The 26,635-nt window shown below is 67.8% G+C and carries 29 protein-coding genes; 16 read left to right on the top strand and 13 right to left on the bottom strand.

What is annotated here, in order from left to right; all coding sequences use genetic code 11:
• Positions 1 to 13 precede the first annotated feature (13 nt).
• From J5X75_RS04160 to J5X75_RS04120, 9 genes are all read right to left on the bottom strand, one after another.
• Positions 14 to 232: a hypothetical protein gene (locus J5X75_RS04160; RefSeq protein ID WP_208465929.1), complete on the bottom strand. Its 219-nt coding sequence runs from the start codon at positions 230 to 232 to the stop codon at positions 14 to 16.
• Complete coding sequence (locus J5X75_RS04155; RefSeq protein ID WP_307797914.1) at positions 229 to 1,536, bottom strand: MFS transporter; 1,308 nt, start codon at positions 1,534 to 1,536, stop codon at positions 229 to 231. Before J5X75_RS04155 ends, J5X75_RS04160 begins: the two co-directional genes overlap by 4 nt.
• Entirely contained in the window at positions 1,533 to 2,321 is a 789-nt protein-coding gene (locus J5X75_RS04150) for a CDP-alcohol phosphatidyltransferase family protein (protein WP_208465927.1), read from the bottom strand. The genes J5X75_RS04155 and J5X75_RS04150 overlap by 4 nt, the downstream gene beginning before the upstream one ends.
• On the bottom strand, positions 2,318 to 2,542 hold the full coding sequence (locus tag J5X75_RS04145; protein ID WP_208465926.1) for a hypothetical protein: 225 nt from the start codon (positions 2,540 to 2,542) through the stop codon (positions 2,318 to 2,320). The genes J5X75_RS04150 and J5X75_RS04145 overlap by 4 nt, the downstream gene beginning before the upstream one ends.
• 543 nt (positions 2,543 to 3,085) lie before the next feature.
• Complete coding sequence (locus tag J5X75_RS04140) at positions 3,086 to 3,625, bottom strand: NUDIX hydrolase (RefSeq protein WP_208466152.1); 540 nt, start codon at positions 3,623 to 3,625, stop codon at positions 3,086 to 3,088.
• A 147-nt stretch (positions 3,626 to 3,772) separates the two neighbouring features.
• Positions 3,773 to 4,807, bottom strand: coding sequence for a nucleotide kinase domain-containing protein (locus tag J5X75_RS04135; protein ID WP_208465925.1), 1,035 nt, complete (start codon positions 4,805 to 4,807; stop codon positions 3,773 to 3,775).
• A gap of 45 nt (positions 4,808 to 4,852) precedes the next feature.
• A complete protein-coding gene (locus tag J5X75_RS04130; protein WP_208465924.1) occupies positions 4,853 to 5,815 on the bottom strand; it encodes a TylF/MycF/NovP-related O-methyltransferase in 963 nt (320 codons plus the stop codon).
• Positions 5,815 to 6,393 carry a hypothetical protein gene (locus J5X75_RS04125; protein ID WP_208465923.1) on the bottom strand — a complete coding sequence of 193 codons (579 nt, stop codon included), beginning with the start codon at positions 6,391 to 6,393 and terminating at the stop codon, positions 5,815 to 5,817. Before J5X75_RS04125 ends, J5X75_RS04130 begins: the two co-directional genes overlap by 1 nt.
• Positions 6,390 to 7,358: a nucleoside triphosphate pyrophosphohydrolase family protein gene (locus J5X75_RS04120; RefSeq protein ID WP_208465922.1), complete on the bottom strand. Its 969-nt coding sequence runs from the start codon at positions 7,356 to 7,358 to the stop codon at positions 6,390 to 6,392. The genes J5X75_RS04125 and J5X75_RS04120 overlap by 4 nt, the downstream gene beginning before the upstream one ends.
• 206 nt (positions 7,359 to 7,564) lie before the next feature.
• Between J5X75_RS04120 and J5X75_RS04115 the strand changes: the two genes are divergently transcribed.
• A complete protein-coding gene (locus J5X75_RS04115) occupies positions 7,565 to 8,869 on the top strand; it encodes an NsdA family TPR-like regulatory protein (protein ID WP_208465921.1) in 1,305 nt (434 codons plus the stop codon).
• On the opposite strand, the gene J5X75_RS04110 is transcribed toward J5X75_RS04115, so the two are convergent.
• The gene (locus J5X75_RS04110) at positions 8,870 to 9,583 is read right to left on the bottom strand and encodes a Type 1 glutamine amidotransferase-like domain-containing protein (protein ID WP_208466151.1); all 714 of its coding nucleotides are present in this window, start codon (positions 9,581 to 9,583) and stop codon (positions 8,870 to 8,872) included. It lies immediately after the preceding gene.
• A gap of 642 nt (positions 9,584 to 10,225) precedes the next feature.
• Here J5X75_RS04110 and J5X75_RS04105 point away from each other — a divergent pair.
• Positions 10,226 to 10,885 (top strand): HAD family hydrolase, encoded by a 660-nt coding sequence (locus J5X75_RS04105; RefSeq protein ID WP_208465920.1) that lies wholly within the window; start codon positions 10,226 to 10,228, stop codon positions 10,883 to 10,885.
• On the opposite strand, the gene J5X75_RS46600 is transcribed toward J5X75_RS04105, so the two are convergent.
• On the bottom strand, positions 10,866 to 12,134 hold the full coding sequence (locus J5X75_RS46600; RefSeq protein WP_504739687.1) for an NsdA family TPR-like regulatory protein: 1,269 nt from the start codon (positions 12,132 to 12,134) through the stop codon (positions 10,866 to 10,868). The two genes, J5X75_RS04105 and J5X75_RS46600, sit on opposite strands and share 20 nt — an antisense overlap.
• A 524-nt stretch (positions 12,135 to 12,658) precedes the next feature.
• The gene (locus J5X75_RS04095; protein WP_208465918.1) at positions 12,659 to 13,021 is read right to left on the bottom strand and encodes a hypothetical protein; all 363 of its coding nucleotides are present in this window, start codon (positions 13,019 to 13,021) and stop codon (positions 12,659 to 12,661) included.
• Between the two features lie 229 nt (positions 13,022 to 13,250).
• On the opposite strand from J5X75_RS04095, the gene J5X75_RS04090 reads away from it, so the two are divergent.
• The 5 genes from J5X75_RS04090 to J5X75_RS04070 all read left to right on the top strand — a co-directional run bounded on the left by J5X75_RS04090 (position 13,251) and on the right by J5X75_RS04070 (position 17,766).
• The gene (locus tag J5X75_RS04090) at positions 13,251 to 13,595 is read left to right on the top strand and encodes a hypothetical protein (RefSeq protein WP_208465917.1); all 345 of its coding nucleotides are present in this window, start codon (positions 13,251 to 13,253) and stop codon (positions 13,593 to 13,595) included.
• Positions 13,596 to 13,749: 154 nt separating this feature from the next.
• Complete coding sequence (locus J5X75_RS04085) at positions 13,750 to 14,445, top strand: GNAT family N-acetyltransferase (RefSeq protein ID WP_208465916.1); 696 nt, start codon at positions 13,750 to 13,752, stop codon at positions 14,443 to 14,445.
• Positions 14,446 to 15,023: 578 nt separating this feature from the next.
• Positions 15,024 to 15,986: a hypothetical protein gene (locus J5X75_RS04080; RefSeq protein ID WP_208465915.1), complete on the top strand. Its 963-nt coding sequence runs from the start codon at positions 15,024 to 15,026 to the stop codon at positions 15,984 to 15,986.
• Complete coding sequence (locus J5X75_RS04075; protein WP_208465914.1) at positions 15,983 to 16,303, top strand: hypothetical protein; 321 nt, start codon at positions 15,983 to 15,985, stop codon at positions 16,301 to 16,303. Before J5X75_RS04080 ends, J5X75_RS04075 begins: the two co-directional genes overlap by 4 nt.
• Positions 16,300 to 17,766, top strand: a complete 1,467-nt coding sequence (locus J5X75_RS04070) for an SAM-dependent methyltransferase (RefSeq protein WP_307797913.1) — start codon at positions 16,300 to 16,302, stop codon at positions 17,764 to 17,766. The genes J5X75_RS04075 and J5X75_RS04070 overlap by 4 nt, the downstream gene beginning before the upstream one ends.
• 332 nt (positions 17,767 to 18,098) lie before the next feature.
• Here the strand turns inward: J5X75_RS04070 and J5X75_RS04065 are convergent, their stop codons facing one another.
• Positions 18,099 to 18,239: a hypothetical protein gene (locus tag J5X75_RS04065; RefSeq protein ID WP_208465913.1), complete on the bottom strand. Its 141-nt coding sequence runs from the start codon at positions 18,237 to 18,239 to the stop codon at positions 18,099 to 18,101.
• Between the two features lie 639 nt (positions 18,240 to 18,878).
• On the opposite strand from J5X75_RS04065, the gene J5X75_RS04060 reads away from it, so the two are divergent.
• The 9 genes from J5X75_RS04060 (at position 18,879) to J5X75_RS04020 (ending at position 26,574) form a co-directional block, all read left to right on the top strand.
• Positions 18,879 to 19,511, top strand: a complete 633-nt coding sequence (locus J5X75_RS04060; RefSeq protein ID WP_208465912.1) for a GOLPH3/VPS74 family protein — start codon at positions 18,879 to 18,881, stop codon at positions 19,509 to 19,511.
• 74 nt (positions 19,512 to 19,585) lie between these two features.
• Positions 19,586 to 21,094, top strand: coding sequence for an APC family permease (locus J5X75_RS04055; RefSeq protein WP_208465911.1), 1,509 nt, complete (start codon positions 19,586 to 19,588; stop codon positions 21,092 to 21,094).
• Complete coding sequence (locus J5X75_RS04050; protein ID WP_208465910.1) at positions 21,091 to 21,708, top strand: GNAT family N-acetyltransferase; 618 nt, start codon at positions 21,091 to 21,093, stop codon at positions 21,706 to 21,708. The genes J5X75_RS04055 and J5X75_RS04050 overlap by 4 nt, the downstream gene beginning before the upstream one ends.
• Before the next feature lie 276 nt (positions 21,709 to 21,984).
• Positions 21,985 to 22,266: a helix-turn-helix domain-containing protein gene (locus tag J5X75_RS43895; protein WP_208465909.1), complete on the top strand. Its 282-nt coding sequence runs from the start codon at positions 21,985 to 21,987 to the stop codon at positions 22,264 to 22,266.
• 73 nt (positions 22,267 to 22,339) lie between these two features.
• Complete coding sequence (locus J5X75_RS04040) at positions 22,340 to 23,110, top strand: hypothetical protein (RefSeq protein ID WP_208465908.1); 771 nt, start codon at positions 22,340 to 22,342, stop codon at positions 23,108 to 23,110.
• Positions 23,107 to 23,916, top strand: a complete 810-nt coding sequence (locus J5X75_RS04035; RefSeq protein WP_208465907.1) for an SAM-dependent methyltransferase — start codon at positions 23,107 to 23,109, stop codon at positions 23,914 to 23,916. The genes J5X75_RS04040 and J5X75_RS04035 overlap by 4 nt, the downstream gene beginning before the upstream one ends.
• Before the next feature lie 28 nt (positions 23,917 to 23,944).
• Positions 23,945 to 24,112, top strand: coding sequence for a hypothetical protein (locus J5X75_RS04030; protein ID WP_208465906.1), 168 nt, complete (start codon positions 23,945 to 23,947; stop codon positions 24,110 to 24,112).
• Positions 24,109 to 25,497 (top strand): MFS transporter, encoded by a 1,389-nt coding sequence (locus tag J5X75_RS04025; RefSeq protein WP_208465905.1) that lies wholly within the window; start codon positions 24,109 to 24,111, stop codon positions 25,495 to 25,497. The genes J5X75_RS04030 and J5X75_RS04025 overlap by 4 nt, the downstream gene beginning before the upstream one ends.
• Positions 25,498 to 25,707: 210 nt before the next feature.
• Positions 25,708 to 26,574 carry an endonuclease/exonuclease/phosphatase family protein gene (locus tag J5X75_RS04020; RefSeq protein ID WP_208465904.1) on the top strand — a complete coding sequence of 289 codons (867 nt, stop codon included), beginning with the start codon at positions 25,708 to 25,710 and terminating at the stop codon, positions 26,572 to 26,574.
• The last annotated feature ends 61 nt before the right edge of the window (positions 26,575 to 26,635 follow it).

The raw sequence follows: 26,635 nt of genomic DNA, 5'->3' as shown, positions 1-26,635 counted from the left end.
GGCGGTCGGCAAATCAGAGCTCTGTCCTGGAGGTGGCGCGCTGGCCTGGTTCGCCGCGTGGCTCCTCGGCGACCTTGGCCGGCACGCGATGGCAGCCCGGCGGCGTGGCCGCCAGCTCCTTGATCAGGAACCTGGCAGCCGGCGTGGCCTGCCCTGGAGTGATCGCGCGTTCGATGGTGTCGCCGTGCCGGCGAGGCCGCGCGAACCGGCCATTCCGCATCGGGTCGCTCACGGCTGTGCTCCCGCTGTCTGGACTGGCCCGATGCTTACGGCCGAGTCTGGCGTGGTCCAGCTGCGCCAGGGCAACACGACCATGCTGGCCAGCAGCACACCGGCTAGACCCAGCAGCGCCACCCGGGCGCCGACCGCCGCGGCGACCACGCCGGCGGCCGCGATCACTATGGGTTGGGCGACCTTGCTGCTGACCGCCCACGCGGCGGTCACCCGCGCCAGGTAGCCGTCGGCGACCGCCCGCATCCGGTAGGTCGAAAACGCGGGGTTGAAGATTCCGGCGCACAGCAGCAGCGCCGTATCCGCGGCAATGATCAGCACCAGGCCGGCAGTCGTACCCGGGGCGAACGGGATAACGGCCATCCACAGACAGCGCGCTGCCCCCGCGGCGAGCAGGGTCGGCATCAACCCGGCCCAGCGGATGATTCGCGGTGCCAGCACTGACCCGAGAACCCCTGCCGCGCACGGCACACCGAGGGCGAGGCCGTACTGCGCCGGGCTGAACCCGAGATCGCGGAGCATGAGCACGGCGATCAGCGGTGTGGACGCGACAATGCAGCCGCCGAAGATCAAGGCGTGCCCGAAAAGCCGGACAAGAACCGGGTGGACGCCGATGTGCCGCCACCCCGCGGTCATCTCGGCCATCGAGTGCCGGCCACGCCCCGCGATTACGGGCACGGGTACGGGTTCGCGGTGCCGGACCCGGCCCAGCGTGACCGCCGACAGCAGGAAACTGGCCGCGTCAATCAGGACTGCGGCGAGCGCACCGAGCCAGGAGGCGAGCATCCCGCCGGCTGGTGGGCCGAGCGTGCTGGCCGTCCACATGGTGCTCTCCCACCGCGAGTTGACCATCACCAACTGGTCGCCGGGTACCAGCGACCTCAGGTATGCGGTGCTGGCCGCCGAGGACACGATCGTCCCGACCGTCTGCGCGGCGGCCACCAGGCACAACTGACCGAATGTCAGCCCGCCGGTCCAGGCGGCGACCGGAACACTGAGCAGGGTGACACCGCGCAGCAGATCCACGCCGATCATGATCGGGCGTTTGCGATGGAACTCGACCCATGGCCCGAGCGGCACCACTGCGACGGCACCGGCGATCCCCGCGACCGCGGCCAGCAGTGAGATCTGCCAGTCCGAGGCGTCCAGCAGCAGAATCGCCACCAGAGGCAGGGCGCCGGCGCCGATACCGCTACCGGCTTGCGAGATCGCGTACGCCGCCCACGCCTGCCGCACCGGCGGGCCACTGCGGCGCAGCGCCCGCACCGCCGCGGGCACAGTGTCCGGCTGGGGATCAGTGGTCACCATGCCGCTCCCCGCCCGCGTCCGGTGTCTCCATCACACCCTGCCGTGGGTGTCGCACGCCTGCTCCCGGACCAAGCGGCTCGGGTGGACTGGATGATGCTCGCGACCAGGAAACCACCGTTGATCAGCGTGAAACCGGCCATCAGCCACATCAGCTGGTCAGGCGCGGCGGCAAGCGTGCCGGCGATGACGGTGAGCACAAAACCGTAGTCACGGGTCAGCTTCACCGCCTGCACCGGCCAGCCGGCGGAGACCAGCAGGCTGGTGTTGCTGCCCTGCCGGGCCATCACGGAGGTGACCAGGTTGACCATCCACGTACCGGCGAACGCCACGGGCAGCCACACCGGCAGGCCCGGCCTTCCGGCTGCGGCGGCCACCGCGGTCGCGGTGACCAGCATAATCTGCACGCCGATGTCGCAGAGCACGTCCAGACGGGCACCGGCAGGCGTGCTGGTGGCCGTCACCCGCGCGAGTTGCCCGTCCGCGCAGTCACAGCAGTACGCGGCCTGCCACATCAACCACGCGAGCACCGCAGCCGCCACACCCGGCGCCTGACCAGCGGCGATCGTCGGAGCAGCCGCGATCACCAGGACGGATCCGGCGCTGCCGAGCAGCAGGTTCGCCAGCGTCAGCGTGGTCGGCCGCAGCCGCATCCGGTACGCGAACACACACCACTGGGCCGCCACCGGATAGTTCACCCAACGCGTGAACAACCCCGCATCCGAGCGCGCCTGCGCCCGGAACCGCGCCGCCGCCGATACCCGGCCCTTCTGTTCACCGGTCACCGAGCCTCCCCGGCCTCGGTGCGCCACCGGTCGACACGCCAGCCCATCCTCATCGCCTGCACCACCAGGCGCGGCATGTTCGCGAACAGGCTGAACAGGCCGGCATCCGCGTGGGCCTGCATCCTCTGCTCCCACCACATCGGCCGATGCTCGGGCTGCGCACCCGCATCGGACTGAGTAGGGACGATGCCCCGGCGGGTGTCGTCGACGCTGGTACTCACCTGACCTTGCCCTCCTGCCCTCTGGGGGCGATCCGTTTTGCCGGCTCGATGGCCGGGAGGGATGCGGACACCGATCGGGGCGCCGTGTCTCTACTGATATCGGGGGCCGACGCGCCTGCGGTGTCGGCGAGACGACGAAGTCCGCACATCGGGTAGTACATTCGTTCGAGAGGGCTACCCCTGCGAGTCGTTGGGGATCGAACCCTCGTACGGACGCTCGACGGGCCTGGCACTACGCGTGTCGGCGCCACCAGCCGGGGTCACCCAACGGCGCTGTAGCCAACCGGCCCGGGCGGCACGGGCCGGTGAACTGGCCATCACTGGCGGTGGCGCTCGGTGGAACCGTTGATGCCGAACGACTCGTTCTCCGAAATTGGGTCAGGCGTTGTTGTGTAGGCCCACGATCCAGCACCAGGGAACCGGCAGGAAGGCCAAACACAGAGGAATTCGCCGGGAATCTGCATGGGGATTTATGTCGCCGACCTGGACAGACGCGCGCTGTGGTGTTCGGGTAGCCCGTGAACTGAGGCTCAGCATCGCGGCCTAAGCCTTAGCTTCCCGGTGGGCGGAAATGGCAATATTTGCCCACCGAGAAAGCAGCCTTCCAGAAGGAATCCCGGAATAATCAGAGGGCGTCCATCGGGCTTCCGCGACCTCTTCATTCGTCCGAAGTTCAGCCGACAACGCGGTGCCCCTGAAAATGGTCAGATGGTCTCGTTTTCCTTCGAGTTCCGTCGCGACTTCTTTTAGCACATCGACTGCTGCGGCAAACTCGACCCCCAGCTCCTCCATGCACTCCCGACGGACAGCGTCCTCGGCCGATTCCCTCCGAGGGCGATAGCCCCCACCAGGTAATCCCCAGCGCTCTTGATCGGTGTAGGAGTGCCTGATCATTACGCATAACCCGGGGTCGGCCGGGTGCAGGATCAGTGCCTTGACGCCGAAGGTCCTGGGCTTGCAAACCTTCCAGTAGGTTTGCAGGGCCTTGCTGATGACGTGGACGGCGAAACGTGGAATACCTTTCAGGAGCCACCTCCCGATTTCGATTGTTCTGTGGTGCGGATCATCGCATCGGCAGCGCATCAGAGCCCGTGGACCGTCGCAGGGCTCCCGCATTTGGATCATGAATCGACGATTGCCGGGCTCTGCTCACCAAGATCACACATGTATGCGTAGCCCTATCCGACGTGAAGATGTTGGCCATCGACCACCACCCGGCGCGATCTCTTTCTAGAACAACGTTCCTTGGGGCTCGAACATCCGGTCGGGCGATGCTGTGGTGCCGAGCACCTGACCCGTCGGCACCTGCTGGTTGATGTCCCATTTGGGCGGGAAGAACAATTCCATGGGCTCGGCCGTCTGCGTGAATCGCGCCTTGATTCGCTTGCGGGCGCTGGCCAGTTCGGGGGCTGCTTCCCGGCAGTATTTGTCGGTTTCGCAGAAGAGGCCCTGGCAGTCGATGGCGTGCAGCGGGCGGCCCCAGAGACCGTTGAACGGCAGACCCAGCCGGTCCAGTTCCTTCTCCTGGTTGTCGACCATCCAGCGGATGGTGTCGGCCGGTGTGTAGTCGCCGAGGTCGGTGAAGCATTTCTTGATGCCGCGGAGCGCGCCCGGTCCGGCCTGGGTGAACTCGTTCTCCGAGAAGTTGATCAGACCGGAGTAGTTGAGGTCGATGCTGATCTGGTAGCTCATGAAGTCGCCCATGAGCGGGTAGCCGTGCAGCTGGTCGTAGACCTCGCGCAGGGAGGTCGCGGCGAGGAGTTTCGCGCCGAGGTCGTCGGTCAGGAACATGTGGCGGAACAGTTCGACGTGGTTGAGGTGTTTGAGTCCCTGCCCGTAGGCGTCGGTCGCGCAGAGGATGAACGCGCCGGTGTAGAGGCCGCCGTTGCGGCGGCGCGCCTCGTCGAGGGCTCGGGTGAACGAGCCGTCGCCGAGGTCGTCGAGGGTGGGATAGCGCCCCAGGGTGGCGTGTACGTCCCGCCAGGTGTCGATTTTGCTGAAGGTGCGGAAGGCCACGATCTGGAACAGCCGGTCTTCCGGCGTGCAGGGTTCGTCGTGGTAGCAGACGTCGCGAATCATGTACTGGCTGACGCGGTCGGCAGCCCGGTATACGTTGCAGAACTTGAACGTCTGCAGGATGGGATCGTCGGTCCATGGGGCGGGCAGGCCTGCGACCCGGCGCTCGAAGGCCGCCTGGCGCCGCGACGCGAAGGCCCAGTAGTGCTCGTAGATGCCGTTGCGTGCGACAGGGGGTCGCAGTGTCATGGGGCTCCCATCGCCGTACGTATTGATCTTGTTTGTCGGGTTTGGTCAGCGTTGACGATAGAACACTCCGGTGCCGTGCAGATGGAAGTAGCGGGCGTCATCCAGCAGAGGTAGTCCGGCGATGCGTTCCCCGATCGTGTAGCGGAAGCGGTCGGTGCCGGTGAAGTGGTCGAAGACGATCGCCCCTCCGACAAAGGTGCGCTCGCGGACCACGTCCAGGGCGGCGCGGGCCGAGCTGTAGTTGTCGGTGTCGATGAAGCTGAGGACGACGTCTTCGGTCTGCAGGCGGGCGGCGGTCTCGACGATGTCGCCGGCCACGATTTCGACGTTGCGGCCGGCCAGGTAGCCGCGGACGGCGTCCAGGTCGGTGAACACGCAGTCGGGGTGGTCGTACATGTCCAACGGGCTGCGCCGAGCCGGGAAGCCGGCGAAGCTGTCGAACCCGATCACCGGCCAGTCGGCCCCGAGACGTTCGATGATCCGCGACAGGAACATGGTGGTGCCGCCCTTGAACATGCCGAACTCGGCGACCACGCCGGCCAGCTGCAGGCGGGCCGCGTTGGCCAGACACTGGTATAGGTGCGGCAGGCTGTGCGGGTATCCGTTGGCAAGGCTCGGCACCAGCAGCTGGGCGCGTTCCTGCTCGTAGGTGGGGTCACGGAAGTCGAGGTGGCGGTATCCGGCCACGATCACCTTCGGAGTGCCCTGCAGGTGAGGAAGGGCAGCCAGCAGCAGGTCCTGTTTGTCTTCGTCGGAGGCGACCACGACCACATCGGGTGCCGCATGCCGCAGGGCCGCCATAGGAGCCACCGGCACACTCAAGGCGGTCGGAGGCTGTTCCGTAGTGGTGTAGATGCCGTCGACGGCCGCGATCAGTCCTGACCCGGTTAGAACGTCGAGAAGCCGCAGCGCGACTTCGGTGAGCCCCAGGATGGCAACGCAGCGGGCACCGGCGAGCAGTTCGTTCTCCAGGTCTGCGCGCAACTTGGTGAAGTCGTCGGCTCGCATCACCGATCGCCTCCGCCCCAGCGGTCCAGAAAGCCCTGATACAGGGAGGGCTTCTTGTGCCGTAACACGGCGAGCATCCGTACCACGGCCGCCGCCAGCTCGGCTGCCCGCCGCTGACGTTCACCGGCCGGCACCGCGTTCCCGGTGAAGCAGCTCTCGACCCGTTGGAATGCCGTCAGTACCTCGGTCGTTGCCTCGGCGGCCGACGCGGTGAACGGTGGCTCGTCCAGCGGGCTCAGGTCGAGCCCGTCGAGGAGCACTTCGAACCCTTGCCGGCCGTCGCTGTAGGGCGGCGGCAGCTGGTCGAAGAGGTGGGCGGCGACGGCGGGGTCCTGGTCGCCGAGCAGCGTCTGGTATTTCAGGGTATAGACCAGCAGGTCGACGACCGTGTCCATCAGGTCCTCGTCGCGGGTTCCCGGGGCACCGGCACCGGCGGATTCCAGCCGGTCGGCCTTACGGGCGATGTTGGGCAGCACGGACAGCAGCTCGCCGCGGCGCTTCCACGCCGTCCGGTAGGCGGTGTCCTTCTCGGCGTGCAGCCGGCGGAGCCCGGCCCGGAATTCGCTGGCGGCGCTCATGGCAGAACCTTGTGGTAGGTCAACTCGCGGGCGTCAAGATCAACGGCGAGGTAGCCGCCTTCGTTCTCCGCTAGGTGTCGCATCGCCTGGAAGCCTTGCTGGATGGCGCGGCGCCACAGCCACACCGGCAGCGACTGCACCTCCAGGTCCATCGAGGCCGCGCGGGCGACCTCGATGACCTCACCGTCCACGCTCGCCTCGCTCTGGAAACCCGCGTGCCGGACGGCGAGCCGGGACAGCACCGCGGCCAGGCCCTCCTCGGCGAAGACCGCGCGAGCTCCGTCCTCGCATTCATCGGCCATCGGATCCGACTTGCGTTTCAGGTGCAGTAGCGCCCGGGTCGTGGGTGACCAGTTCAAGACGGCCAGGAAGCCGAGGTGGATGGCGTCGTGATAGCGGTAGGCGTCCGAACGACGGGAGTTGTCGGTCAACGGATCGCCCAGCGGGCCGCCTACCCGGTAACCGGCCACCTTGCCGGCCTCCCCGTGGACCGGGCCGTCGGGGAAGGCGTTCGGCTCGGCGGCAAGCAGAATCTGGCGGGCTGCCCGGCGCCCGGACCCGAGGGTCTCCTCGGCGAACGCGACCACCAGCCGGCGCGGTAGGCGTTCCTGCGGCGGGCAGGCGGCGTCGAAAACCGGCAATTCCATCAGCGCCTGCTCCGGCGGGCCGACCGGATAGCGATCACGGGTGCGGTGCAGGTTCGCCGTCGCGATGTCCTGCAGATCGAGACCGAACGCCGTCGCCACCGCCGCCACGTACCACAGCAGGTCGCCCAGTTCTTCGCGCAGGAACTCGCGATAGGCGGCGAGGTCGACGCCGTCGCGCAAATATTTGCGGTAGACGTTGAGGATGGAGCCGGTTCCGGCGGCCAGGCCGAGCATCGGGGCGATGGCGGCCTGCGGGCCTCCCAACGCCAGCCGGCTCGTTTGCTGAGCTGCCTGCTGGTACTCCTTGAACTCGATCACGGGCCACCTCCTGTTGGGTCCGGCCTGCGGTGAATCATCGGGAGGGCGCCGAATAGCTTCACGACACTCACAGCGTCGCCTCCCGGCGTGGGGGTGCCGACCACCCGGGAGTAAGCCCGGCATGCTGTCTTTCCCGCCACGTCTACGCATAGATTGACGTCAGCGTCTCGGTGAACCGAGGTTCGCACGGCGGGGTGTGAAGAACTGTGAAGAGACCCGGTAACGACGCCACCCACGTAGACCCTGATCTCGGCGCGGTTCTGCGCCGTCTTCGCAGTGGCCGGCGGCTTACCCTGGACGCGGTCACCCGCCGGGTGGGTTGTGCGCCCTCGCTGCTCTCGCAGGTGGAGACCGGCCGACGTAGCCTTGCTCCGTGGCTGGCCACTGCCCTGGACCTGCTCTACGACACCGGTGGCGCGATTACCGCCCTCGCCGACACCCGTGGGCCCGGCGACAGTGACCGCAACGTTCGTGACCTCGGCGAGGACGTGGTGCTCGTGTTGATACCCGGTCGTGGCATCCGGGTGCCGATCTCTCGCCGGGAACTGCTCGCCGCAGCGGGCATCGGTGCGGTCGGCGGCACCCTGCTCGCTGGCCTGCAGCACGCAACCGAGGACATGGCGGTCGACGAGGAGGTCCTCGCCGGCCTGGAAACGACCCTTACCGGACTGCAGAACGCCGCACGGGTGATGGCGCCCGCCAGGCTGATCCGGCCACTCACCGCACAGGTCGCTCTGGCCGAGGTGCTGCACCGCCGTGCTCCCCCGCCGCTGCGAGCACGGTTCGGTCTGGTTCTGGCCCGCTACGACGAGTCGTTGTCGTGGATGGCCGAGGAGTCAGGCGACCTGCCGTCTGCGCTGTACTGGACCGACCGCACCGAGCAGTGGGCGCACCATGCCGGCTGGCCGGGCATGGCCGCGTACACCCACGTGCGCCGCTCCATGCTGGCCATCAGCCACGCCGGCGACGGCGTGGCCGCCGTCGAACAGGCCCAACGCGCCTTACGGGTACCGGCCGCACCGGCAAGAGTCCGGGCCCTGGCCTACAAACAAATCGCCTACGGATACGCCCTCAACCGACGCCCCGACCAGGCCCGATACGCGCTGGACCAGACCGCCGCGCTGTTCCAGCAGCCCGACGACAGCAGCAGCCTGCCGACACCCGGACAGGCCAGCGTCCCCGACGACGACCTGCTCAGCATCTTCACCGCCACCTGCGATGTCTACCTCGGCGCCGGCAACCGCGCGATCGACACACTCAGCCCCCGCCTACCCCGCATCAGCGCCAGCTCCGCCCGCACCTCCGCGATCACCACCGCCAAACTCGCCCAAGCCCACGCCCACGCCGGCGCACCCGGCCTCGCCTGCCAACTGATCCTGAACGTCCTGGACACCACTTCAACGATCCCCTCACGGACCACCATCACGGAGCTACGCCGCGCGCTGCCCGTACTGGCCCGCTGGCCCGACCGCGACGACGTCCGCGAGGTCACCCATCGACTGGCCGGCTGACTATCCCAGCCGCCGCACCGGCAGCGCACTCTCCACGACCTCGCCGCCGGCGACCTGCACCCGGTACCCACCCGCGCCGGACCGGTCCACAACAACCTCCACCAGGTCCGTCCCCCGATAGACCAACCCGGCTCCCACATCAGTGGCGTACCCGATGTCCGGCATTAGCCCGTCCCGCATCGCCCGGTGGAAATGCTTACGGCGTTCCCGGTAGTGCACCGCGTTCGCATATGGCAGCCACCCCAACCCGGAAGTGACCGACAAGCCCGGCCCGTACGCGTCGGTACTGCCCGCCGCATGCCAGCACAACGACCCAGCCGACTCACCCGCCAACACCACACCGGCCTGCCAGCATCGATGCAACACCTCATCGAGCTGATGCGCTCGCCAGACCGCGAGCAGGTTCACCACACTTCCCCGGTCGACCCAGATCACATCCTGAGCGAGCAGATGGGACGCCACGTCCTCCACATTCGGCATCTCGAACAATGCGACATGCGACGCCTGCACCCTGCTCCCGGCGAACGCGCCGTAGAACCCTACGATGCTGGACGGGCTGTCACCACTACCGGTTGCCAGGAGGCACAGCCGCGGCTGCTCCGAATCACCAGCCAACCGGAACGCCAAGTCGAAGACGGGCGACGGTGTCCACGCCCGGCCCCCGCGGTGAAACCCCATTGTCGTCGCCAGAATCGTCGGCGCTGCGGCGGTCACAGCAGTGATCCTTACACGACCGCTCAGCAGGCGCACCCACTCCTGAGCGCCACCGGACACCCCGAAGGCCTTGACCGCACCAACATAGATGCACATCACTACAGAACGCTACCGTAACCGCCGATGCCGCTCGAATGGCAAAGCGAACCGGCAGCCGTCGTCCCGAGTGCCCGGCGCCCGGGAGAGCGAGCGCGGCTACCTGCCACACTCGCCTCCTCCCCAGGTCCAGGCGGGACTGTACGAATAACGGCTCTGTCTCACTTTCGGTGGTAGCAGTGAGTAACCGGCCCGAATCCCGACTGGCTGCATTGGGTAGCTCGGAATTATCCGACCAAAGGTAGTGGGCTGCTGCCTCTGTCGGCTCGAAGTAAAGGCCGACCTATCCCGAACTGGCGATGTCAGGGCCTCTCGCTCAGTTCCACAGTGCCGCTACAGCACGTCACCACCGAATGTGAGCCAGAGCCGTTATCTTGACAGGCCCGTCCAGGCCGCCAGTCTGCTGCTCAGCGACGGTCAGCCAGCGTTCGTGAGGGCGAGCACCTGGCTATGACGGTTGCATTTGGCCCGCCAGGGGAGCGCTGATCTGCGGAACGGACGATCTGTGCCCACCGAGCCTCCGCATCAGAGGCTAGGCTGCTCGGCGTGATCCAAGCAGTAGTCTTCGACGTTGGTGAGTGTCTCGTAAATGAGGCGAGAGAGTACGGCACCTGGGCTGACTGGCTCGGAGTACCACGGCACACCTTCTCGGCCGTGTTCGGCGCGGTGATCGCGAGAGGACTGGATTACCGGGAGACCTTTCAGGTGTTCCGATCTGGCTTCGACCTAGCGGAGGAGCGCGAAAAGCGTGCAGCCGCTGGCCAGCCGGAGTGGTTCGGCGAAGAGGATCTTTACCCTGATGTCCGTCCAGCCTTGTCGGCCCTACGCGACAGAGGACTCTGGGTGGGCATTGCCGGAAACCAGACCGTACGAGCGGGCGGCATCCTCCGTGCCCTCGACCTACCCAGCGACATGATCGCCACGTCAGACGACTGGGGCGTCTCGAAGCCCAACATCGCCTTCTTCGACGCGGTGGCGGCGTCGATGCCGTGCAAGCCGGAAGAAGCCATCTACGTGGGCGATCGCCTGGACAACGACATTCTTCCCGCGAACACTGCGGGCTTCAAGACGGCTCTGATACGCCGGGGGCCTTGGGGGTTCATTCAGCAGCAGGATCCTCAAGCCGCTCAGGTGCCTACGATGCGTATCGACTCGTTGGCGGAGCTGCCTGCCCGAATTGAGACACTCAGCCTCGCAGGGCGTTGAGCGTCGTGCTCCAGCCGTAGAGCCGGTCGTCGATCGACTGAACCTCATCGAGGTCGGCCCATGGTTGGAGACCTTCGCGAACCTTGCGGACACGTTCCATACCAGTCGCATACCAAGTGACCGCGAGTTGATCGAGAGCTTCGTGCAGGCGCTTGCATGATTCGACGGGCTTTTCCTGGGACACCTCCACGGTGGCCAGGTCAGCCAGAACTACCGCACGTTGCTTGCTTTCGCCAGCTTCCAGGCCGGTTAATGCCTCGGTTAGAGAACTCCGCGCCTGGGAGTAGCGGCCTGCGAGGAGCTGGATGTTGCCCTTGAAGGCCGCCAGTCGAGCGGCGGAGAACCATGTGAACCACTCAGGCGAGTGGTTGTCATTTTCGGACGCGAGAACGTCCTCGGCGCTGTCGATGGCTGTAAGCGCATCGCCGGGATGCCCGCAACGAGAGCTGCATTCGGCCTCAACGGCATCGATCCATGCCAGGAACTCGGCGGACGCCGGTCCTCGCCGGGCGTAAGTCCGGGCGGCTCGAAGGCGCTCGGCAGCCTCCGCCGGATGATTGTTCCAGCCGGGGATGAAAGCCGCGTGCGCGAGGATGGCCGAGCCCAACAGCGAGTCATCGGCTTCCCCGGCGGCCTGCAAGGCGCGGATGAAAGTTGCGTCAGCTTCCTCGGACTGCCGAAGGTCGAAGAACTCGATTCGGCCGGCGAGCAGTAACGACTCGGCCAATGCGAGCGAGACCACCCGACGAGCTACCCCGCTTGTCTCCGTGAGCAACTGGAGTCCTAGCCGCGTATGTTCAACGACCGCGAGGTGCAGGTGGGTCGGTTGCACACTCGAATACATTCGACGATGTGCAGCTGTGATCGCGCTGTAATCGGCGCCGATCGTGGGTGGCTGAACCGACCTCGATGCCGAGGGAAGTGGCGTTCCCGGTCCGGCATGGCCGCCATGGACGGCGGAGGCGCCGCGGGCAGCGGCAGGATCTGCGGCTTCCCATGGAGGCGTGAAGCCGAGTCGCTCCACCGGAAGCTGGAGAACATGAACGAGGAGTCGTTGGTGTTCCGCACGGGGCCAGGGCGGATTACTTGACTCCCACCGTCGAACCTGCCGAACGCTCACTTCCATCTGACCTAGACCGATTCGGGGCGCGGCTCGATTTAGCGCGTCTACGAACGCCTGCTGCGAGGAAAAGCCTGCATGCTGGCGTGCGGCCTTGAGGGCGGTGTTCCCACGGGCGCGGGGGTTCATCATGCTCTCCCATCACTGCTGGTCTCCGAAGCATAGAACCAGAGGTCTTCTCCATGCCGCATTAGAGTCTTACAGCGTAGTTCTCATATTCCAAGTCCTTTAAAAGTCCTGTAAACGGCCTTACGCGGTCCACATGGATCAGTCATGGTTTAACCATGCGTAGCGGCGAGATCCGGAAACGGGGCTATACGGTGATGCGCCGTCGTCCGCGGGGACGCAGCCGTGGCGCGTCGGGCGGTGGGGCCGAGTGAGGACTACGAGGACTGCGCGTGACCGTGGCCGCACCCGCCACGACGGGCGCTGCTGCTGGCCGAGGACAGGGCTGACCGATACGTCCCGTCTCGAATGCTGATGGGGAAGACGTGAGTACTTACCTGACTTTCGAACGCCAGGATCCGGCGGTTGCGCTTGTCGATCATTCCGATGACTTTGCCGGTTTGCTAGCGGCCTGTGATCGCCTGCGAACCAGCACCGGCCCCGGCGGATACCACGATTCCGTGACCGACCTCGGGCATCGGTTGGCGCTACTGGACACGCATGCCACACCGCTTGACGAGCGGCTGCTGCAGGCCGCTCTCCTGCACACTCGAACTGCCGCCGCGAGCCAGGTCCAGCTGCCCTGGGCGATGTATGCCTATCGCGCCGCGCTCGTTCTGCGGGGCGACGGCCACTCCGACACGCTCGAAGCCAGCGATCGCCTCGCCGATGTGCTTCGCGATCATCACTGCATCGCCGCAGCCATCGACCTGCGCCGGGCCCTGACCTCGCACTATCAACGCTGCGGCCCCGCCGATCAGCATGCCCACGCTCGGCTGGCGCTCGCGCGGCTGCTGCACTCCAGTGGTGACTGTGAGAACGCTCTGCGCCAGGCGGACATCGTCTTGCACGCTTGGACACCGCACCATCAGCCGATGCTCCTCCACGGCCCAGTATTGCTCTTGCAGGCGCTGCGGCTGATTGAACAGTGCGGCCTGACGACGGCAGGTCAGGAAACGCTCCGAACCTACAGTGGACTGTTGGTCGTTGCAGAGACGGCCGCTGCCGCCTACCTCGCTTCAGATCTACTCGGCGACGAGCCAGCTATCAGGCGACATCGAGGAATCTGCAGCGCGGACCATGGCCTACTACCAGGCAGGCACCGCAGGCCCCGGCCCGCTGTCAGGATTCGCCACTCCGTACTCGAACAACTCACCGGCGACCCCAAAATTCAACGTGCCAGCCAGACGGCACCCCGTCGTCGTGGAGCCCGCACTCCAGAACGCGGACGTCTGGGCAAGCCCTGGCATTCGCGCCGCGATCCTCGGCCGCTACACGAGCAGCAGGCAGACGGTGATCACGATCGCCGACAGGCTCGGATTCCCACCTGCGGCCGTCGTCGCGGTGCTCGCTGCCGCGGGTATATCTGCCGAAGCGGGTCAGCCCAATCTTTACCAGCCGAAGCCGCATGCCGCAGATGGATGACATCAAGCACGACATCGGTGCTGGCCCGCCCGCTTTCGGTCTCCAATCTGGGCAAGCAGCCCGTACCAGGTCTTCGTCTGAACAGGCGGCCAGGTTCGGCGGAACACTCTTTCGATCGATACCGCAGCGGACCTGACGGGCGGAGGTTGAGGCCATGTCGACAGAGTTGGCGATTCGCGACGCCACACCCTGGGACATGAACACAGCTGCGGGGGTACTTGCCTCCGCAGCTCTGGTCAGCCCGATCGGTCGTTGGCTGGAGAGTAATGCCGTCTGCGGCGTGCTTCTGTTCGAGCGCTTCCGAACCGTGGTGGCCGACGGTGTGCGGCATGGTGTCGTGCGCGTCGTCGAGGTGTCCGGTGGAACGGTCGCGGTCGCAGTGTGGCTTCCGTGTTCGCAGCAATCCGTGTTCTTCGCCGAGCCGACATGGCCGGGCCCTGACGCGTCGGGCTTCGCGAGGCGGCTCTTCAAGTTGGATCGAGCGCTCGTCGAGCGTCATCCGGTTGCTGCGCATGAGCACCTGGCTTATCTCGGCACATTGCCTGCGCACCAGCAACGGGGTATCGGGACGAGGCTGATCACCGAGCCCCGCAGGTTCATCACCGGATCTGGGCCGCGGTATGTGACGGTCCCCGGCGAACTGGCTCGAAGATCTTTCCAACGGCACGGCTATGAGGCCGACGAGGAGCCGATCGTGATTGCTGACTATCCGATCGAGCTGTGGCCGCTTTGGAGGCGTGAGGTAGTCGTGCCGGAGCCGCAGAGTCCGGTTAATCAAGCCGGGCATCGCTTCTCGGCCGCAGCCGGCAGGTTGATCGATGTCGGTCGTCATCTTCGCGGGAAGCAGTAGTGCCGGTGAACAACATCAGCGCTCACACGTCATCCGGCGCCCTTGGCGGTTGGTATTCGTGCTGCCTGGCCGCGGACATGTACGGCAGCCGGATGCCATGACGTTCCGCGCAGTAGCGGCGATAAGCCATCCCATCGACTCGACCGTCAGACGGACCAGTAAGGAGTTGCCATGGCCTCTCGTTTCTGGAGCGGCGCTGGAGGAGTGCACCGGCCGACGTGGTGTTGGCGCGATCCGTTGCGGCTGACGTGCGCATGCCGGATGCCATGGCCGTGTAGGACGAAACGGATGCTTGAGCAGGCAGCCGGCGGGGGGTGAGACGCCATGACTGACCTGGTAGTGCGGTCCGTGTGCGCAACACCGGCTGCTGGAACCAGTACCCGCCGTCGGCTGGCAGGCCGGTCGTAGTGGAGTAGGAGTGTCGTGACGTCGCCGGTGCAGGGCCGAACCGACGCGGGGTCCTGCCTTTCTGCGCAGCTTGTTCGAGCGTTGTCTGCGGGCCGGCGGGAGTGCCTGGCAGGGCCATCAGCCGCGTTCGCGCCACGATGTGTCTCGCCCTGCATCTGGGGAGGTTTGTGATGAGTGCGTTCGAGGATCAGGGGCCTTCTTCGGACGGTGCCGACGAGCCTGCGGAGGAGTTCGGTGATGACGAGCTACGCGCTCTTCGCGAGCTGCTGGGAATCCAACCGCTGAGTCCGCGCCTACGGCGCCGATTGACCGGTCTACTGGATGAGACTTGCACGGACGGCCAGCAGGATGGCTCGGTGGTGAACCCGTCCTCGAGCCCAGCATCCGGTGCCGACGTGATGGCGATGGACTCGCGGGCCGCGGTCGTGGGTCGGGCGTCGCTGCTGGCCGAGGACGGTGATTGTCGCGGGGCAGGGGAGCTGGTAGCGCCGCTGTTCGCGGGAATCGATCCAGTGCTCGCCGCGCCGGACCTCGTCTTGGCCGACGCTGTGCACATCCGGCTGGGTAGCCGAGCCACCTATGCCGATGCTGCCGCAACGTGCGTGGCGTGGGCGGGTTACAGCCGAGCCGCCAATGCGCTGCTCAGGGGCAGGGGTCATCCGCGCACGGTGGAAGCGGCTCGGCTGGCCGCTCAGGTCGCCGAGTCTTGGGCCTTCGTGGATTGCGGGTGGTGGCCGCGGGCAGCCGACGCCTATCAGGCGGCGATCGATGCGAATGTGTGGTGCGGCGACGCGGACGCGGCCGATGTGGCTCGGGTCCGCCAGGCGGTGTCCCTGCATGCGCTCGGCCGGTGCGGGGATGCCATCCGCCTCGCCGGCCGGGTATGGCGGGGCTGGCGGGACCGGGAGGGTCATGACCCGTGGCTGGGGCAAGACATCGTCAGCCCGTACCTGATGATGCTGCGGCGCTGCGGCCGTTATCGCGAGGCCGAGCTTGTCGAGGTCGAGGCGCTGGCGGTGTTGCCCGGCAGGTACCGGCTAATGGTCGGCCGGCTGATCGACGCCGATGATCTGCGGATCGGCCGCTACCACGACCGGATCTGCCGCCGGCATCTGACGTGGGACACCCTGTGAACGCCAGGAAGGCGGTGTGGCAGCAGTCGTCGCTGGACGCCGCGCGCGAGCTGGTGCTCGCTCACCCGGAGTCCGCGATCCAGCAGCTGGGGCCGTATCGCAGTGGTGGTGGCCGGTGCGCCGTGCTACCCGCCGCGATCCGGCACGGGCTGAGCGCGGAGGCGTTTCTAAGGACGAACATGCCGGACGCGGGGTTCGCGGAGGCGCTGGGCGGCTGGGTACGACCGGACTACCAACGACCGCGGCGTGACTATCGGGCCAGCCGGGTGCGGCTGTTGCCTGCCTGCCAGCCGCCCACAGTGAAGGTGGCGGCGTGACCGCGCACCCGGCCAGGCGCGCCGCCGAGGAGATCTTGATCATCGCGGACGCGTTGGTGACGCCGGGTCCGCGTCACCAACGGCATGAGAAGGAGGCATCCATGCCTACATCCACTGAAGAGCTCGATCGAACCGCGCCTCGCTCCGACGCGCCGGGCAGGCGGCGCAAGGCATCGTCGAACCCGAAGCTGGTGGCGCGGCTATTGCGGATGCCGTCCGCGACGGAAACGTGTCCCGACGGTCGGCCTGCGCGCATGCAACGGGCGGAAGCAGTGGAAGTTCTCAACAAGATCATGGCCAAGCTCTTCCCCGACGTTGACCTCGCGACCGCCAACGGCGGTCTCTTCGACGAACGCGAATTCGGCCGGTATCAGCGCGGCGAGGTCCTCTGGCCCTCGAGGTACCGTCGCGCCGCCTTCAGGAAGTTCTTCGGGGTCGACAACGACAGGGACCTCGGCTTCTACCACAAGCGGACGCTGGAACCGGTGGTCGACGACATCGGGCCCGACGACGCAGAGACCGACGGGACAGCAACGGTGAGCCGGCAGGCCGAGGATCTCGCGGCCGCGGACCATTCGCCCCCGGAGCCGCGGTCCGGCAGGGGAAACGGATTATCCACTCCCGACACCGCCGTTAGGTTGGTATCCGACGGCGCGTCACCGTGGAGGTCGAGCACCTTGGACGTGGGCAAGGCACACCCGGCCCGCCGGTACAACTACTGGCTCGGCGGCAAGGACCACTTCCAGGCCGACCGGGCCTCCGGTGACGCGATCGCGCAACGGTTCCCGTGGGTGCGAAAGGCGGCCTTGGCGAACCGTGCCTTCCTGGGTCGCGCCGTGGACGCCGTGGCGCAGGGCGGTGTGCGTCAGTTCCTGGACATCGGCACCGGGCTGCCGGCGCCTGGCAACACCCATGAGATCGCGCAGCAGGTCGCACCGGAGTCGCGGGTGCTGTATGTCGACAACGACCCGCTCGTCGGGGCGCATGCACGGGCGCTGACCGTGGGCGACCCGGCGGGATACACGGCCTACATTGAGGCGGACCTGCGCCGTCCTGAGCAAATCCTGGAGCACCCCGACTTCGCGAAGGCGTTGGACCTGCGCCGCCCCGTGGGCATTGTGCTGGCGGCGGTGCTGCACTTCATCCCCGACCTGGCCGAGGCGCAGCGGGTGGTCCGCATCCTGCTGGACGCAGCCGCACCGGGCAGTTTCCTGATCGTCTCGCATGGCACGCCGGACTTCGTGACCGCCGAAGAAGCTGCCGCCTATGAGCAGATGTACGCCTCGGGTGCCGCTGACGCCCGCACCCGCACGAAGGACGACATCGCCTCGTTCTTCACCGGTCTGGATGTCCTGGAGCCAGGCTTCGTCGCGGTCAGTGATTGGCGCCCCGTCGACGACCCGAACGACCGTCCGCCGCCTGAGCAGGTGAGCCTCTACGGCGTCGTGGGGAGACTCCCGTAACCACGACCGGCAGGCGCGGCCCACGCCCAGCAACCCCCGAGACAGCCCGCGCCGCCCTGAATTGAGAGTGCGAGCCGCTCTCCCCGAACCGGCCGCTGCGGCAGCGATTGGCGTCAAACCCGTGCCGGCGCCTGGCAGCGCCCGGCACGCACCGCCGGAAAGCAGCAGTGAGCACCGGCTCCTTGTCGTGGGCCGGCGGCATACCAGCGGAATTCTGGCTGCGCTTTTGGCATTCGGTTGCCCCTTCGTGGGCGGCTCGCGGAAAGCGACAGGCAGACGCGGTCAGCGCACTCATTGGGATCCGCTCGATGTGAGGATCAATCGGCAGATCTCTAGGCGCCGGCCTTCGCAGGAGAGCCGAATCTTTCGTGCGGCGCATGGGGATCGATAGGCGGCGCTACGGCCAGAATCAGTATCGTCAGCGTTTCCTTATCGGGGATGACGATGACAACGCTCACACCGCCGTGGATCATGTTTCGCTCCCTTGAAGTGGCTGGTCATGGCAATATGGATGTTGATCTGCGACCGTCGATGCACATCGATTTGGTATTCCGTTCGATCGATACTGCTGTGATCCTTAAGGGCGCGTGAAAAACCATCAGCCCGTCCCATTTTGCGACGTCAAGCTGAGCGCCCGCCCGCCGGGAAGAAATCCTCATTGGGGCGGAAAGCCGCGTGCACAGTCCGAACGCGAACCGGACCGTGCCCTATGTAGGGAATGCGATGAACATCGTCATCGGGCAAGTCGCTTGTTGCCCGCCGAATGCGCGCACGCCCGCGTTGCCGGTGGGCTCCGGAGCCACGGCGCGCCAGGGAGAACTCCGGTTCCTGGTTGAGCAGCTGGGAGCCGGCCGGGGTAGGGCGGGCGCGCTGTTTCCTGGCGTCGCGGCTGCGGGCGTGCCCGCCCCACCTTCCTCCCGACGATCGGCCATAAGGAACTGTGTCGTGGGGTTAGCGTGGTGAGCACTTCCCCGGGGCGGCACCAGCGTGACCAGCAGGCCCCGGTTAACAGCTCTCCGCCTCCTGCCTGGCCGCCGGCTCCCGAACCGCCGCCGACAGGGACCGCGGTAGCGCCGGGCCCCACACCGATGCTCGTGCCGCGAGCTCGGGGTGTGGTCCGCAATGCGCCGCCCGCCGATGACCTGTTCCGGCTGATCCACAGCGAGCGCGACGGCCAGCTCCTACTGCATCCGGACGTGGCCGGGCTGGTACTCGCGGGAGCGTTGCTCGGCGAGCTGGTGTTGACCGGGCACCTCACGATCACCGCGGCGTACGAGGCGCGCGTGGTGTCGCGGATGCCGCCGAACGACGCGGTATGTCACAGCGTGCTGGACCATCTGATGCGCGAAACCCATCCGGTGACGATCTGGCTGCCGTTTTTGGCCCACAGTGTCTACGGCCAGGTCGCCGACCGGATGGTCCGCGGCGGGCATGTCGTCCGTCGTGAGACGCGCAGGCTGCTCACGCGGCGGGTCACGTACCGACCGGCCGACATGTCCAACGCCGCCTGGCCTTGGGCGCGGCTGCTGAACCGTTTGAACCGCGGCGACGAGTTGGCCACGTCCGACCAGCTGCTGGGTGGACTGTTGCAGGCCTGCGACTGGCACCGCACCGTCCTGCAATCACGCGACATCAACGTCACCGAGACCCTGCGCTACGAAGCCGACAAGGCCCCCGACGCGATCCGGCTACTGGTCGGGCTGACCGAGGCCGCCGTGCGTAACGCCGTCAACACCGCCACCTGAGGCGTCGCCCGTTCAAGCCCTCTTCCGACCCCCCTTTTTCCGTTGCTGATTCGTCTACTTGAGGAGACACCCCCGTGTCCCGTTCCGCCCCCGCTTCGCAGGGCAGCGTCGTGTTGCAGACCCTCGCTGCCGGCAAACTCGGTGTCTGGCCGCTGGTGTTCACCGTGCTGGCCGCCGCCGCCCCGCTGACCGTGGTCGGCTCCGGCGCCACCACCGGCTGGGCCGTCACCGCCGTCACCGGCATCCCGGTCGCCTACATAGCCGTCGCGATCGCCCTCGGCCTGTTCGCGGTCGGGTTCGTCGCCATGGCCCGCCGCATCTCGCATGCCGGCGCCTTCTACACCTACGTCACCCGCGGCTTGGGCCGACCGTTCGGCGTCGCGACCGCGTTCATGGCCGTACTCGCGTACAACGCCATGCAGATCGGCCTGGTCGGCGGGTTCGGTTACATCACCGCCGGTTTCCTCGACGGCCACGGCATCACCGTCCCGTGGTGGCTGATCGCCGGGGCAGGCGTCGTCCTGGTCGCGGTGTTCGGCGTCAGCCGCATCGACCTCAACGGCAAGGTCCTGGCAACCCTGCTGATCGCCGAAACCGTCGTCGCCCTCGTACTGGCGATAGCGCAGGTCACCCACCCCGCCGGCGGAACGTTGACCTACACCACCCTGCAACCAGCCGGGCTGCTCGGCGACGAGGCGGGCACCGCCCTGGCCATCGCGATCACCGGGTTCGTCGGCATCGAAGGCACCGCCGTGTTCGCCGAGGAAACCAAAGACCCCTCCCGCACGGTCGCCCGCGCCACGTTCATCGCCCTGGCGATGATCTGCGGCCTCTACGCCTTCTGCACCTGGGCGATCTCAGTGGCCACCGGCCCCGACCAGGTCGTCGCCCGCGCCACCGCCGAAGGCCCCGAGCTGACATTCAACCTCGCCGCCCCCTACGTCGGCGCGTTCATCGTCACCATCGGCCGGCTGCTGCTGATCACCAGCCTGTTCGCCGCGATGCTGTCGTTCCACAACACCGCCGCCCGCTACTTCTACTCCCTCGGCCGCGAAGGCATCCTGGCCCGCTGGCTCGGCACCACCGCCCCAAAGTCCAAGGCACCCCGCGGCGGCTCACTGACCCAGACCGGGCTCGCCGTGATCGCGGTCGGCTGCTACGCCTGGTTCGGCTGGGACCCACTGACCCAGATGTTCTTCTGGCTCACCGTGCTCGGCGGCTTCGGCGTGCTGCTGTTGATGGCGCTCACCTCCACGGCGGTGGTCGCCTACTTCGCCCGGCTGCGCACCGGCGACGCATCCGGCGTCACCAGCAGCATCCTCACCGGTGTGCTGGCGGCCGTCGCGCTCGGCTGGATCAGCGTGCAGACCGTGTTCGACTTCAACCGGCTCCTCGGCCTGGCGCCCGACGACCCGGTCGCCCGGATCCTGCCGGCGCTGTATCTGGCGGCGGCGGTGGCGGGCCTGCTGTGGGCCGGCTACCTCGCCGCCCGCCGACCGCACGTCTACCGGGTCATCGGCGACGGCGCCGCAGCCGCCATCGCCCCACTCACCGCCGTCCCCCACCCGGCGGTGCCCCGATGACCCACCCCTACATCACAATCCGCCGCGCCGAACCCGACGACGTCGCGCTGGTGACCGGCCTCCTCGCGGCCGCGTTCCAAAGCGGCGAATTCGGGCCCTGGCTCATCCCGGATCCCCGTCACCGGGCCCTCGCCTACCCCGGCTACTTCCGAATCTTCGCTGAACACGCCGTCGAGCACGGCCACGTCCATGTCATCGACCAGGACGCGGTCGCGCTCTGGTACGCCGTTGACAACGAGTTCGGCATCGTCATCGACGACTACGTCCAGCGGCTGCGCCAGGCGGTCGGCCCCGCCCTGCACCGGTTCCTCGCCCTCGATCAGGCCATGCACCACCACCATCCGACCGGCCAGCCACACGACTACCTCGCGTTCCTCGCCGTACACCCCAGCCGGCAGCGCCGCGGGCTCGGCGCCGCCCTGCTCACCCACCACCATGCCGGTCTGGACGACGAAGGCCGCCCCGCCTTCCTCGAAGCGACCGGCCCGGCGACGCGCCGCGTGTACGAACGGTTCGGCTTCGAAGCGCTCGTCCCCTACCAGGTCACCCCCGACAGCCCGCAGCTGCACCCAATGTGGCGGCCGGCCGGCGCCAGCAGGGCGCGGGTGACCTGACCAGCTGCCCGGCCCGGACCCCCCAGCTCTTCATCCGGGCCGGGCATGTGGCGGTCCACGCGCCGCCACCGCCGACCGGTCCACCAACAGGCCAGCGGCGCCGCCGCCTCGTCTCGCCGACGAGGCGGCGGCCAACACCCGGGGCCCCCCAGGGCAGGTACCCCCGGCACGGGGGGGGGCGCGCCCACCCCGCGCCCCCCCGGCACCACATGACCCGCTCAGGAAGGCCCGGCTTCCCGCCCCTTCCCGTGATCTGTCCCCAGCGAAGGAGCAGCCGTGACACCTGCCCCGCTCAGCCCGTCCGACACGGACCAGCAAAGCTTCGGCCGACGTCGCCGCCCGAGTGTCCCGGTCACCGGCGCAGCCCGCGACCAACTCCGAACCACCGTCGTCGGGCTCTACACCAACGAGAAGCAGCCGCTCTCCATCCGCGGCATCGCCGCCAAGGTCGGCCGCTCCTTCGGCTTCGTCCATCGGCTGCTGGTCGAAGCAAAGCAGCCGCGCCGGCCGGCACACCGCCACAGCCGCACCACACGAAGAGGCGGCCGTGAACGGTGATGATGCCTGGCTTCGACGGATATCCGCAGACGCCCCACATCGTGGCGAGCCGCCCTGCTCCCAACAGTGGGTGATGGCCGTACTCACCGCCCGTCGCCTGATCGACGAGCAAAAGGTGACCCAAGCCCTGGCCCTGCTCGAAAGCCGGCTCAGCGTGGTGGATCTGAGTGGCTACACCACCGATGAGGGACTCATCGCGGCTGCCCTGCAGTTCGCGAAGCTGCTCCACGCATCCGACTACGTGCCCAATCAAGTGGAGGCGCCAGCCCGGTTCGCCTACACCTCTGCCGTGGCCTGCGGGGACGTTCCGCGGCACGCGCTGGCTGGTGACCTCCTCGGCCAAGTCCTTCAGGATCAGGCCCGCTACCGGCATGCCGCTCTCGTCCGGGCCGACGTGTGGCAACTGTTCCAACAGATGGGCTGGGACGAGAACTCGGCCGCGACCTTGATGCGATTGCGGTTAGCGGACAGCCTGCACCATGGCGGCCGCTGTGGTGAGGCGTTGCGGCACACGGAGCAAGCCTGGCGCGCCTGGCTGCGCGAACCGGAACGCTGGAGCCAGCACGGAGTTCGGATCGCTGTGGCCTACGGCCAAGTCCTCGTAGGTTGTGGGCTCCGGGCCGAGGCGTGCGGCCTGCTGGCACGCAGTCGATGCCTGCCCGGATCATTGGAGGCGGTACTGGAGCCGATCCTGACCTCCGGCTCACCCGAAGCGACCGTGATCATCGCCCGGCACCGTTCGGTCTGCGCCCGCCGCCTCATGGCCGCCGGGACTCCCGATCTGGAAGCCATGCGCGCCGCCGATAACGCCTGGTACGGCCACGGCACTGGGGGGCCGCGATGAACACCAGCGACATCCCATCCTCGCCCGGTGTCAACATCAACGTGCCGCACTCCGCCCGCATCTACGACTACTGGCTCGGCGGCAAGGACAACTTCGCCGTCGACCGCGCCGTCGGCGAGGCGATCATCCAGGCCATCCCCGGCATGAAGTACATGGCCGGCGAGAACCGTAAGTTCGTCCACCGGGCGGCCCGTGACCTGGTCGCCAAGGAGGGCATCCGCCAGTTCCTGGACATCGGCACCGGCATCCCGACCCGGCCCAACCTGCACGAGATCGCCCAGCAGATCGCCCCGTCGACCCGCGTCGTCTACGTCGACAACGACCCGATCGTGCTGGTCCACGCCCGCGCCCTGATGATCAGCGACCCCGCCGGCCGTAGCGAGTACATCGCCGCCGACATCCGCAAGCCGCGCTCCATCCTCGACGACCCGGCCCTGCGCGAGACCCTCGACCTGACCCAGCCTGTCGGCCTCACCCTGATCGCCATCCTAATGCTGCTCGCCGACACCGACGACCCGTGGACCAAGGTCGCCGAGCTGCGCGACGCCCTGCCCTCCGGCAGCTGCCTGGCCATCACCCACCCGACCGCCGACTTCAACCCGGCCGAGGTGGACGCCGCGGTCGCCGCCGCCACCGGCGCCGGCATGACCCTGGTGGCCCGCAACCGCGAGGCCGTCGAGCGCTTCTTCGGCGACTGGGAGCTCCTCGAACCCGGCCTGGTCCCGGTCTCCGCCTGGCGCCCGGACAGCAAGGTCGAAAACCCGGAAGCCGCCTACTACTGGGCGGGCGCGGCCCGCAAACCGTAGCGACCCGACCCGCACTGACGAGGTGAGGATGATCATCAACGAAGCTGATCCGGCCCACACCCGCTCGGCTGCGCAGGCCGCGATCCGGGTCGGCACCTACCGCTTGCAACGAGCGCTCACGCTGCTGTTCGCCAGCCGCGACCCGGCGGCAACCCCACCCGAGCGAGGGCTCCGCGCAGACAGCGACAGTCGATGAACCAGCACCGGCCTGCCGGACCGCCGCGGCCGGGCCGCTTGACACCTGTCGCCCAGGGCCGAACCGCGGCGGGCACCGCCGGTCCTGCTGGGGGCAGCAGGTCATGGGTGGGTTTGGTCGGCGTGCTCGGCGCTCAGGCTGCCGCGTTGACCGCGAACAGGGCATTGCTGATCGTCGTGCCATGGCTGGCCATGACCGACCGCGGCAACCCGGCTCACGCCGGGCTGGTCGGGGTCTGTCACACGCTGCCGTACGTGGTCACCCAGGTCCTCGGCGGTCCGCTGATCGACCGGTGCGGGCCACGGACGGTCGCCGGGTTCGGTGATCTCATCTCGGCGGCCGCGATCACGGTGCTGGCCGTATCCGGCCCGCCGCCGCTGTGGCTCCTGGCCATCACGATGGCCTGTGTCGGTGCCGTCGACGGCCCGGCCGCCACCGCAAAGACGGTCTGGCTCCCGGCGGTGACCGCCGCTGCGGGCCGGCCGGTGGAGTTCGGATCAGGCCACGCGACCGCAGTGGAACGCACCGCCACCACCCTCGGCCCGATCGGGGCAGGGCTACTGCTGGCCGGGATCGGACCCCGTGTCCTGTGGCTGGTCGCCGGCCTGTTCACGGTCGCGGCAGTGATCAGCGCAACCAACCGCGGACGGCGGCTGCGCCACGAAACCGGGCACAGCTCCGGCTATCTGCGGCAGCTGCGTGACGGCAGCGCCTTCCTGCACCGGGAACGGTCCCTGCGGGCGCTGGTCCTGATGTACCTGGTCACCAACGGCCTCGACCAACTGTTCCTGACAATCCTGCTACCAGCGTGGGCACAACGCCACGGCCACGGTCCCGCACTGACCGGCCTGGCCGCCGGGATCTTCGGCGGCGGCGCCGTCGTCACTGCCCTGCTCACCGCCAGCATCGGCCACCGGCTCCCGCCCCGGCCGCTCTACCTGATCACCAGCCCACTCGGCGGGGTCTCCCGGTTGCTGGTCGTCGCAGCCGGCGCCGACCCAGCAATCGTCCTCGCCGTCTTCGCCGTCGCTGGCCTGGGCTCCGGAACCACCAACGTCATCCTCGACGCCGCCCAGATCCGGCTGATCCCCGAACACCTCCAAGGACGTGTCCGCGCACTGATCAACGCCTGGGCCTGGCTCGGTATCCCCCTGGGCAGCCTCACCGGCGCGATCGCCGGCACCCTGCTCACCGCCGCCCTGCCCGCCACTCTCTGGACCTGCGCCGGCGCCTATCTGATCGCCGTCCTCTACCCGGGCTGGCACGTCCGATGGCCAACCCCAGCCCACACCGGCCAGGCGGCCACCACAGCCGCACCCCGCCAGCGGCCCGACCCAGTCCCCAACATGGTGACCGCACAAGCCGCGGGAAGCGACCCCGCATGACACGCCTACCGACAATCACCAAAGGCCCGCACCGACGCCCCGGCGCCGACCCCCGCTGGCTCCGTCATCGACGGTGTACCGCCACAAGCCCGGACACCGCATCACACTTCTCGCCGCCCTCGACCGGCGGCACCCGCCAAGCCGCGTACGACATCGCCCGTCTCCTGTAGGGCGAGGCCCGACGCCGTCAACTTTCCCAAGGAGTACTGCATGATCACTGTGGCTTCGATCAACACCTACAACCTGTACGCCGCCGACGCCGACGAGCCCCGCTACCGGCAGCTCGAAGCCCTGATCCGGGACTTGGACGCCGACATCGTCGCCGTCCAGGAGATCACCGCAGCCGGAGCCGACCAGGAGCAGAAACGTCCCGGAGCCGTACGCGGGCTGCGCCGGCTGGCCACCGCCGTCGACCACATCTGCGACATCGACGGCGAACCGGCCGTCGCGGTCGGCGGCCTCATCCGCCACACCGGGTTGCTCTGGCGTGACGGCATCACCCCCGTGCCGGGCAGCCTGCACACCCTGACCCGCGAAGGAGGTGGGATGTGGCACAGCGCGGTCAGCGTCGTATTCGACTTCGCTGGCCGGCCGCTGCGGGTCGGCTCCGTGCAGCTGAGCCCGTTCGACCTGACCTGGTCGACCATGGACTGCGCCCAGCTGCTGCGCGTCTTCAACTCCGGGGCCACACCGGGGCTGCTCGGCGGGGACTTCAACTGCATCGGCAGTGACCGCGCTTATGACCCTGATCCGTATCAAGGCCTGTCGTGGCATCCCGATCACGCCTACCAGCTCACCGCCACCGGCGAGGTCGATCGGCGTCCCGCGCACCGCCTTGAAGCGAGCCATCTCGGCCGGATGAGTGACTGCGCCCGCCTCACCGGGGCCGACTGGGCCGCCACCACCGGCCACCACCCCGCCGACAACCACCCCGCCCGCCGCATCGACCGCTGGTACGCCACCCACCACTTCCCCACCGAGGCGGTCACCGGATACACCGTCGTCGACCCGGACGCCGTCGGCGACACCACCGACCACCTGCCCGTCGTCGTCACATTCGACGCATCAGCCCTGTAGAACAACGCATATCACGCCATGCACATCACCGCTGGCCGTGCAGAATCTCCAGCACGGCGGG

The organism is Actinoplanes flavus, from assembly GCF_017592555.1.
GTDB classification, from domain to species: Bacteria; Actinomycetota; Actinomycetes; order Mycobacteriales; family Micromonosporaceae; genus Actinoplanes; species Actinoplanes flavus.
The sequence above is the reverse complement of the archived record's forward strand: the minus strand, read 5'-3'. Positions and strand labels throughout refer to the sequence as shown.

Bases quoted from the DNA above. Each gene is read 5' to 3' on its own strand.
- J5X75_RS04030 (WP_208465906.1), top strand. From the start codon at position 23,945: ATGATCATCAACGAAGCTGATCCGGCCCACACCCGCTCGGCTGCGCAG.
- J5X75_RS04050 (WP_208465910.1), top strand. From the start codon at position 21,091: ATGACCCACCCCTACATCACAATCCGCCGCGCCGAACCCGACGACGTC.
- J5X75_RS46600 (WP_504739687.1), bottom strand. From the start codon at position 12,134: ATGAACCCCCGCGCCCGTGGGAACACCGCCCTCAAGGCCGCACGCCAG.
- J5X75_RS04130 (WP_208465924.1), bottom strand. From the start codon at position 5,815: ATGCGAGCCGACGACTTCACCAAGTTGCGCGCAGACCTGGAGAACGAA.
- J5X75_RS04085 (WP_208465916.1), top strand. From the start codon at position 13,750: ATGTCGACAGAGTTGGCGATTCGCGACGCCACACCCTGGGACATGAAC.
- J5X75_RS04090 (WP_208465917.1), top strand. From the start codon at position 13,251: ATGGCCTACTACCAGGCAGGCACCGCAGGCCCCGGCCCGCTGTCAGGA.
- J5X75_RS04065 (WP_208465913.1), bottom strand. From the start codon at position 18,239: ATGATCCACGGCGGTGTGAGCGTTGTCATCGTCATCCCCGATAAGGAA.
- J5X75_RS04125 (WP_208465923.1), bottom strand. From the start codon at position 6,393: ATGAGCGCCGCCAGCGAATTCCGGGCCGGGCTCCGCCGGCTGCACGCC.
- J5X75_RS04135 (WP_208465925.1), bottom strand. From the start codon at position 4,807: ATGACACTGCGACCCCCTGTCGCACGCAACGGCATCTACGAGCACTAC.
- J5X75_RS04080 (WP_208465915.1), top strand. From the start codon at position 15,024: ATGAGTGCGTTCGAGGATCAGGGGCCTTCTTCGGACGGTGCCGACGAG.
- J5X75_RS04040 (WP_208465908.1), top strand. From the start codon at position 22,340: ATGGCCGTACTCACCGCCCGTCGCCTGATCGACGAGCAAAAGGTGACC.
- J5X75_RS04025 (WP_208465905.1), top strand. From the start codon at position 24,109: ATGAACCAGCACCGGCCTGCCGGACCGCCGCGGCCGGGCCGCTTGACA.
- J5X75_RS04140 (WP_208466152.1), bottom strand. From the start codon at position 3,625: ATGCGCTGCCGATGCGATGATCCGCACCACAGAACAATCGAAATCGGG.
- J5X75_RS04020 (WP_208465904.1), top strand. From the start codon at position 25,708: ATGATCACTGTGGCTTCGATCAACACCTACAACCTGTACGCCGCCGAC.
- J5X75_RS04035 (WP_208465907.1), top strand. From the start codon at position 23,107: ATGAACACCAGCGACATCCCATCCTCGCCCGGTGTCAACATCAACGTG.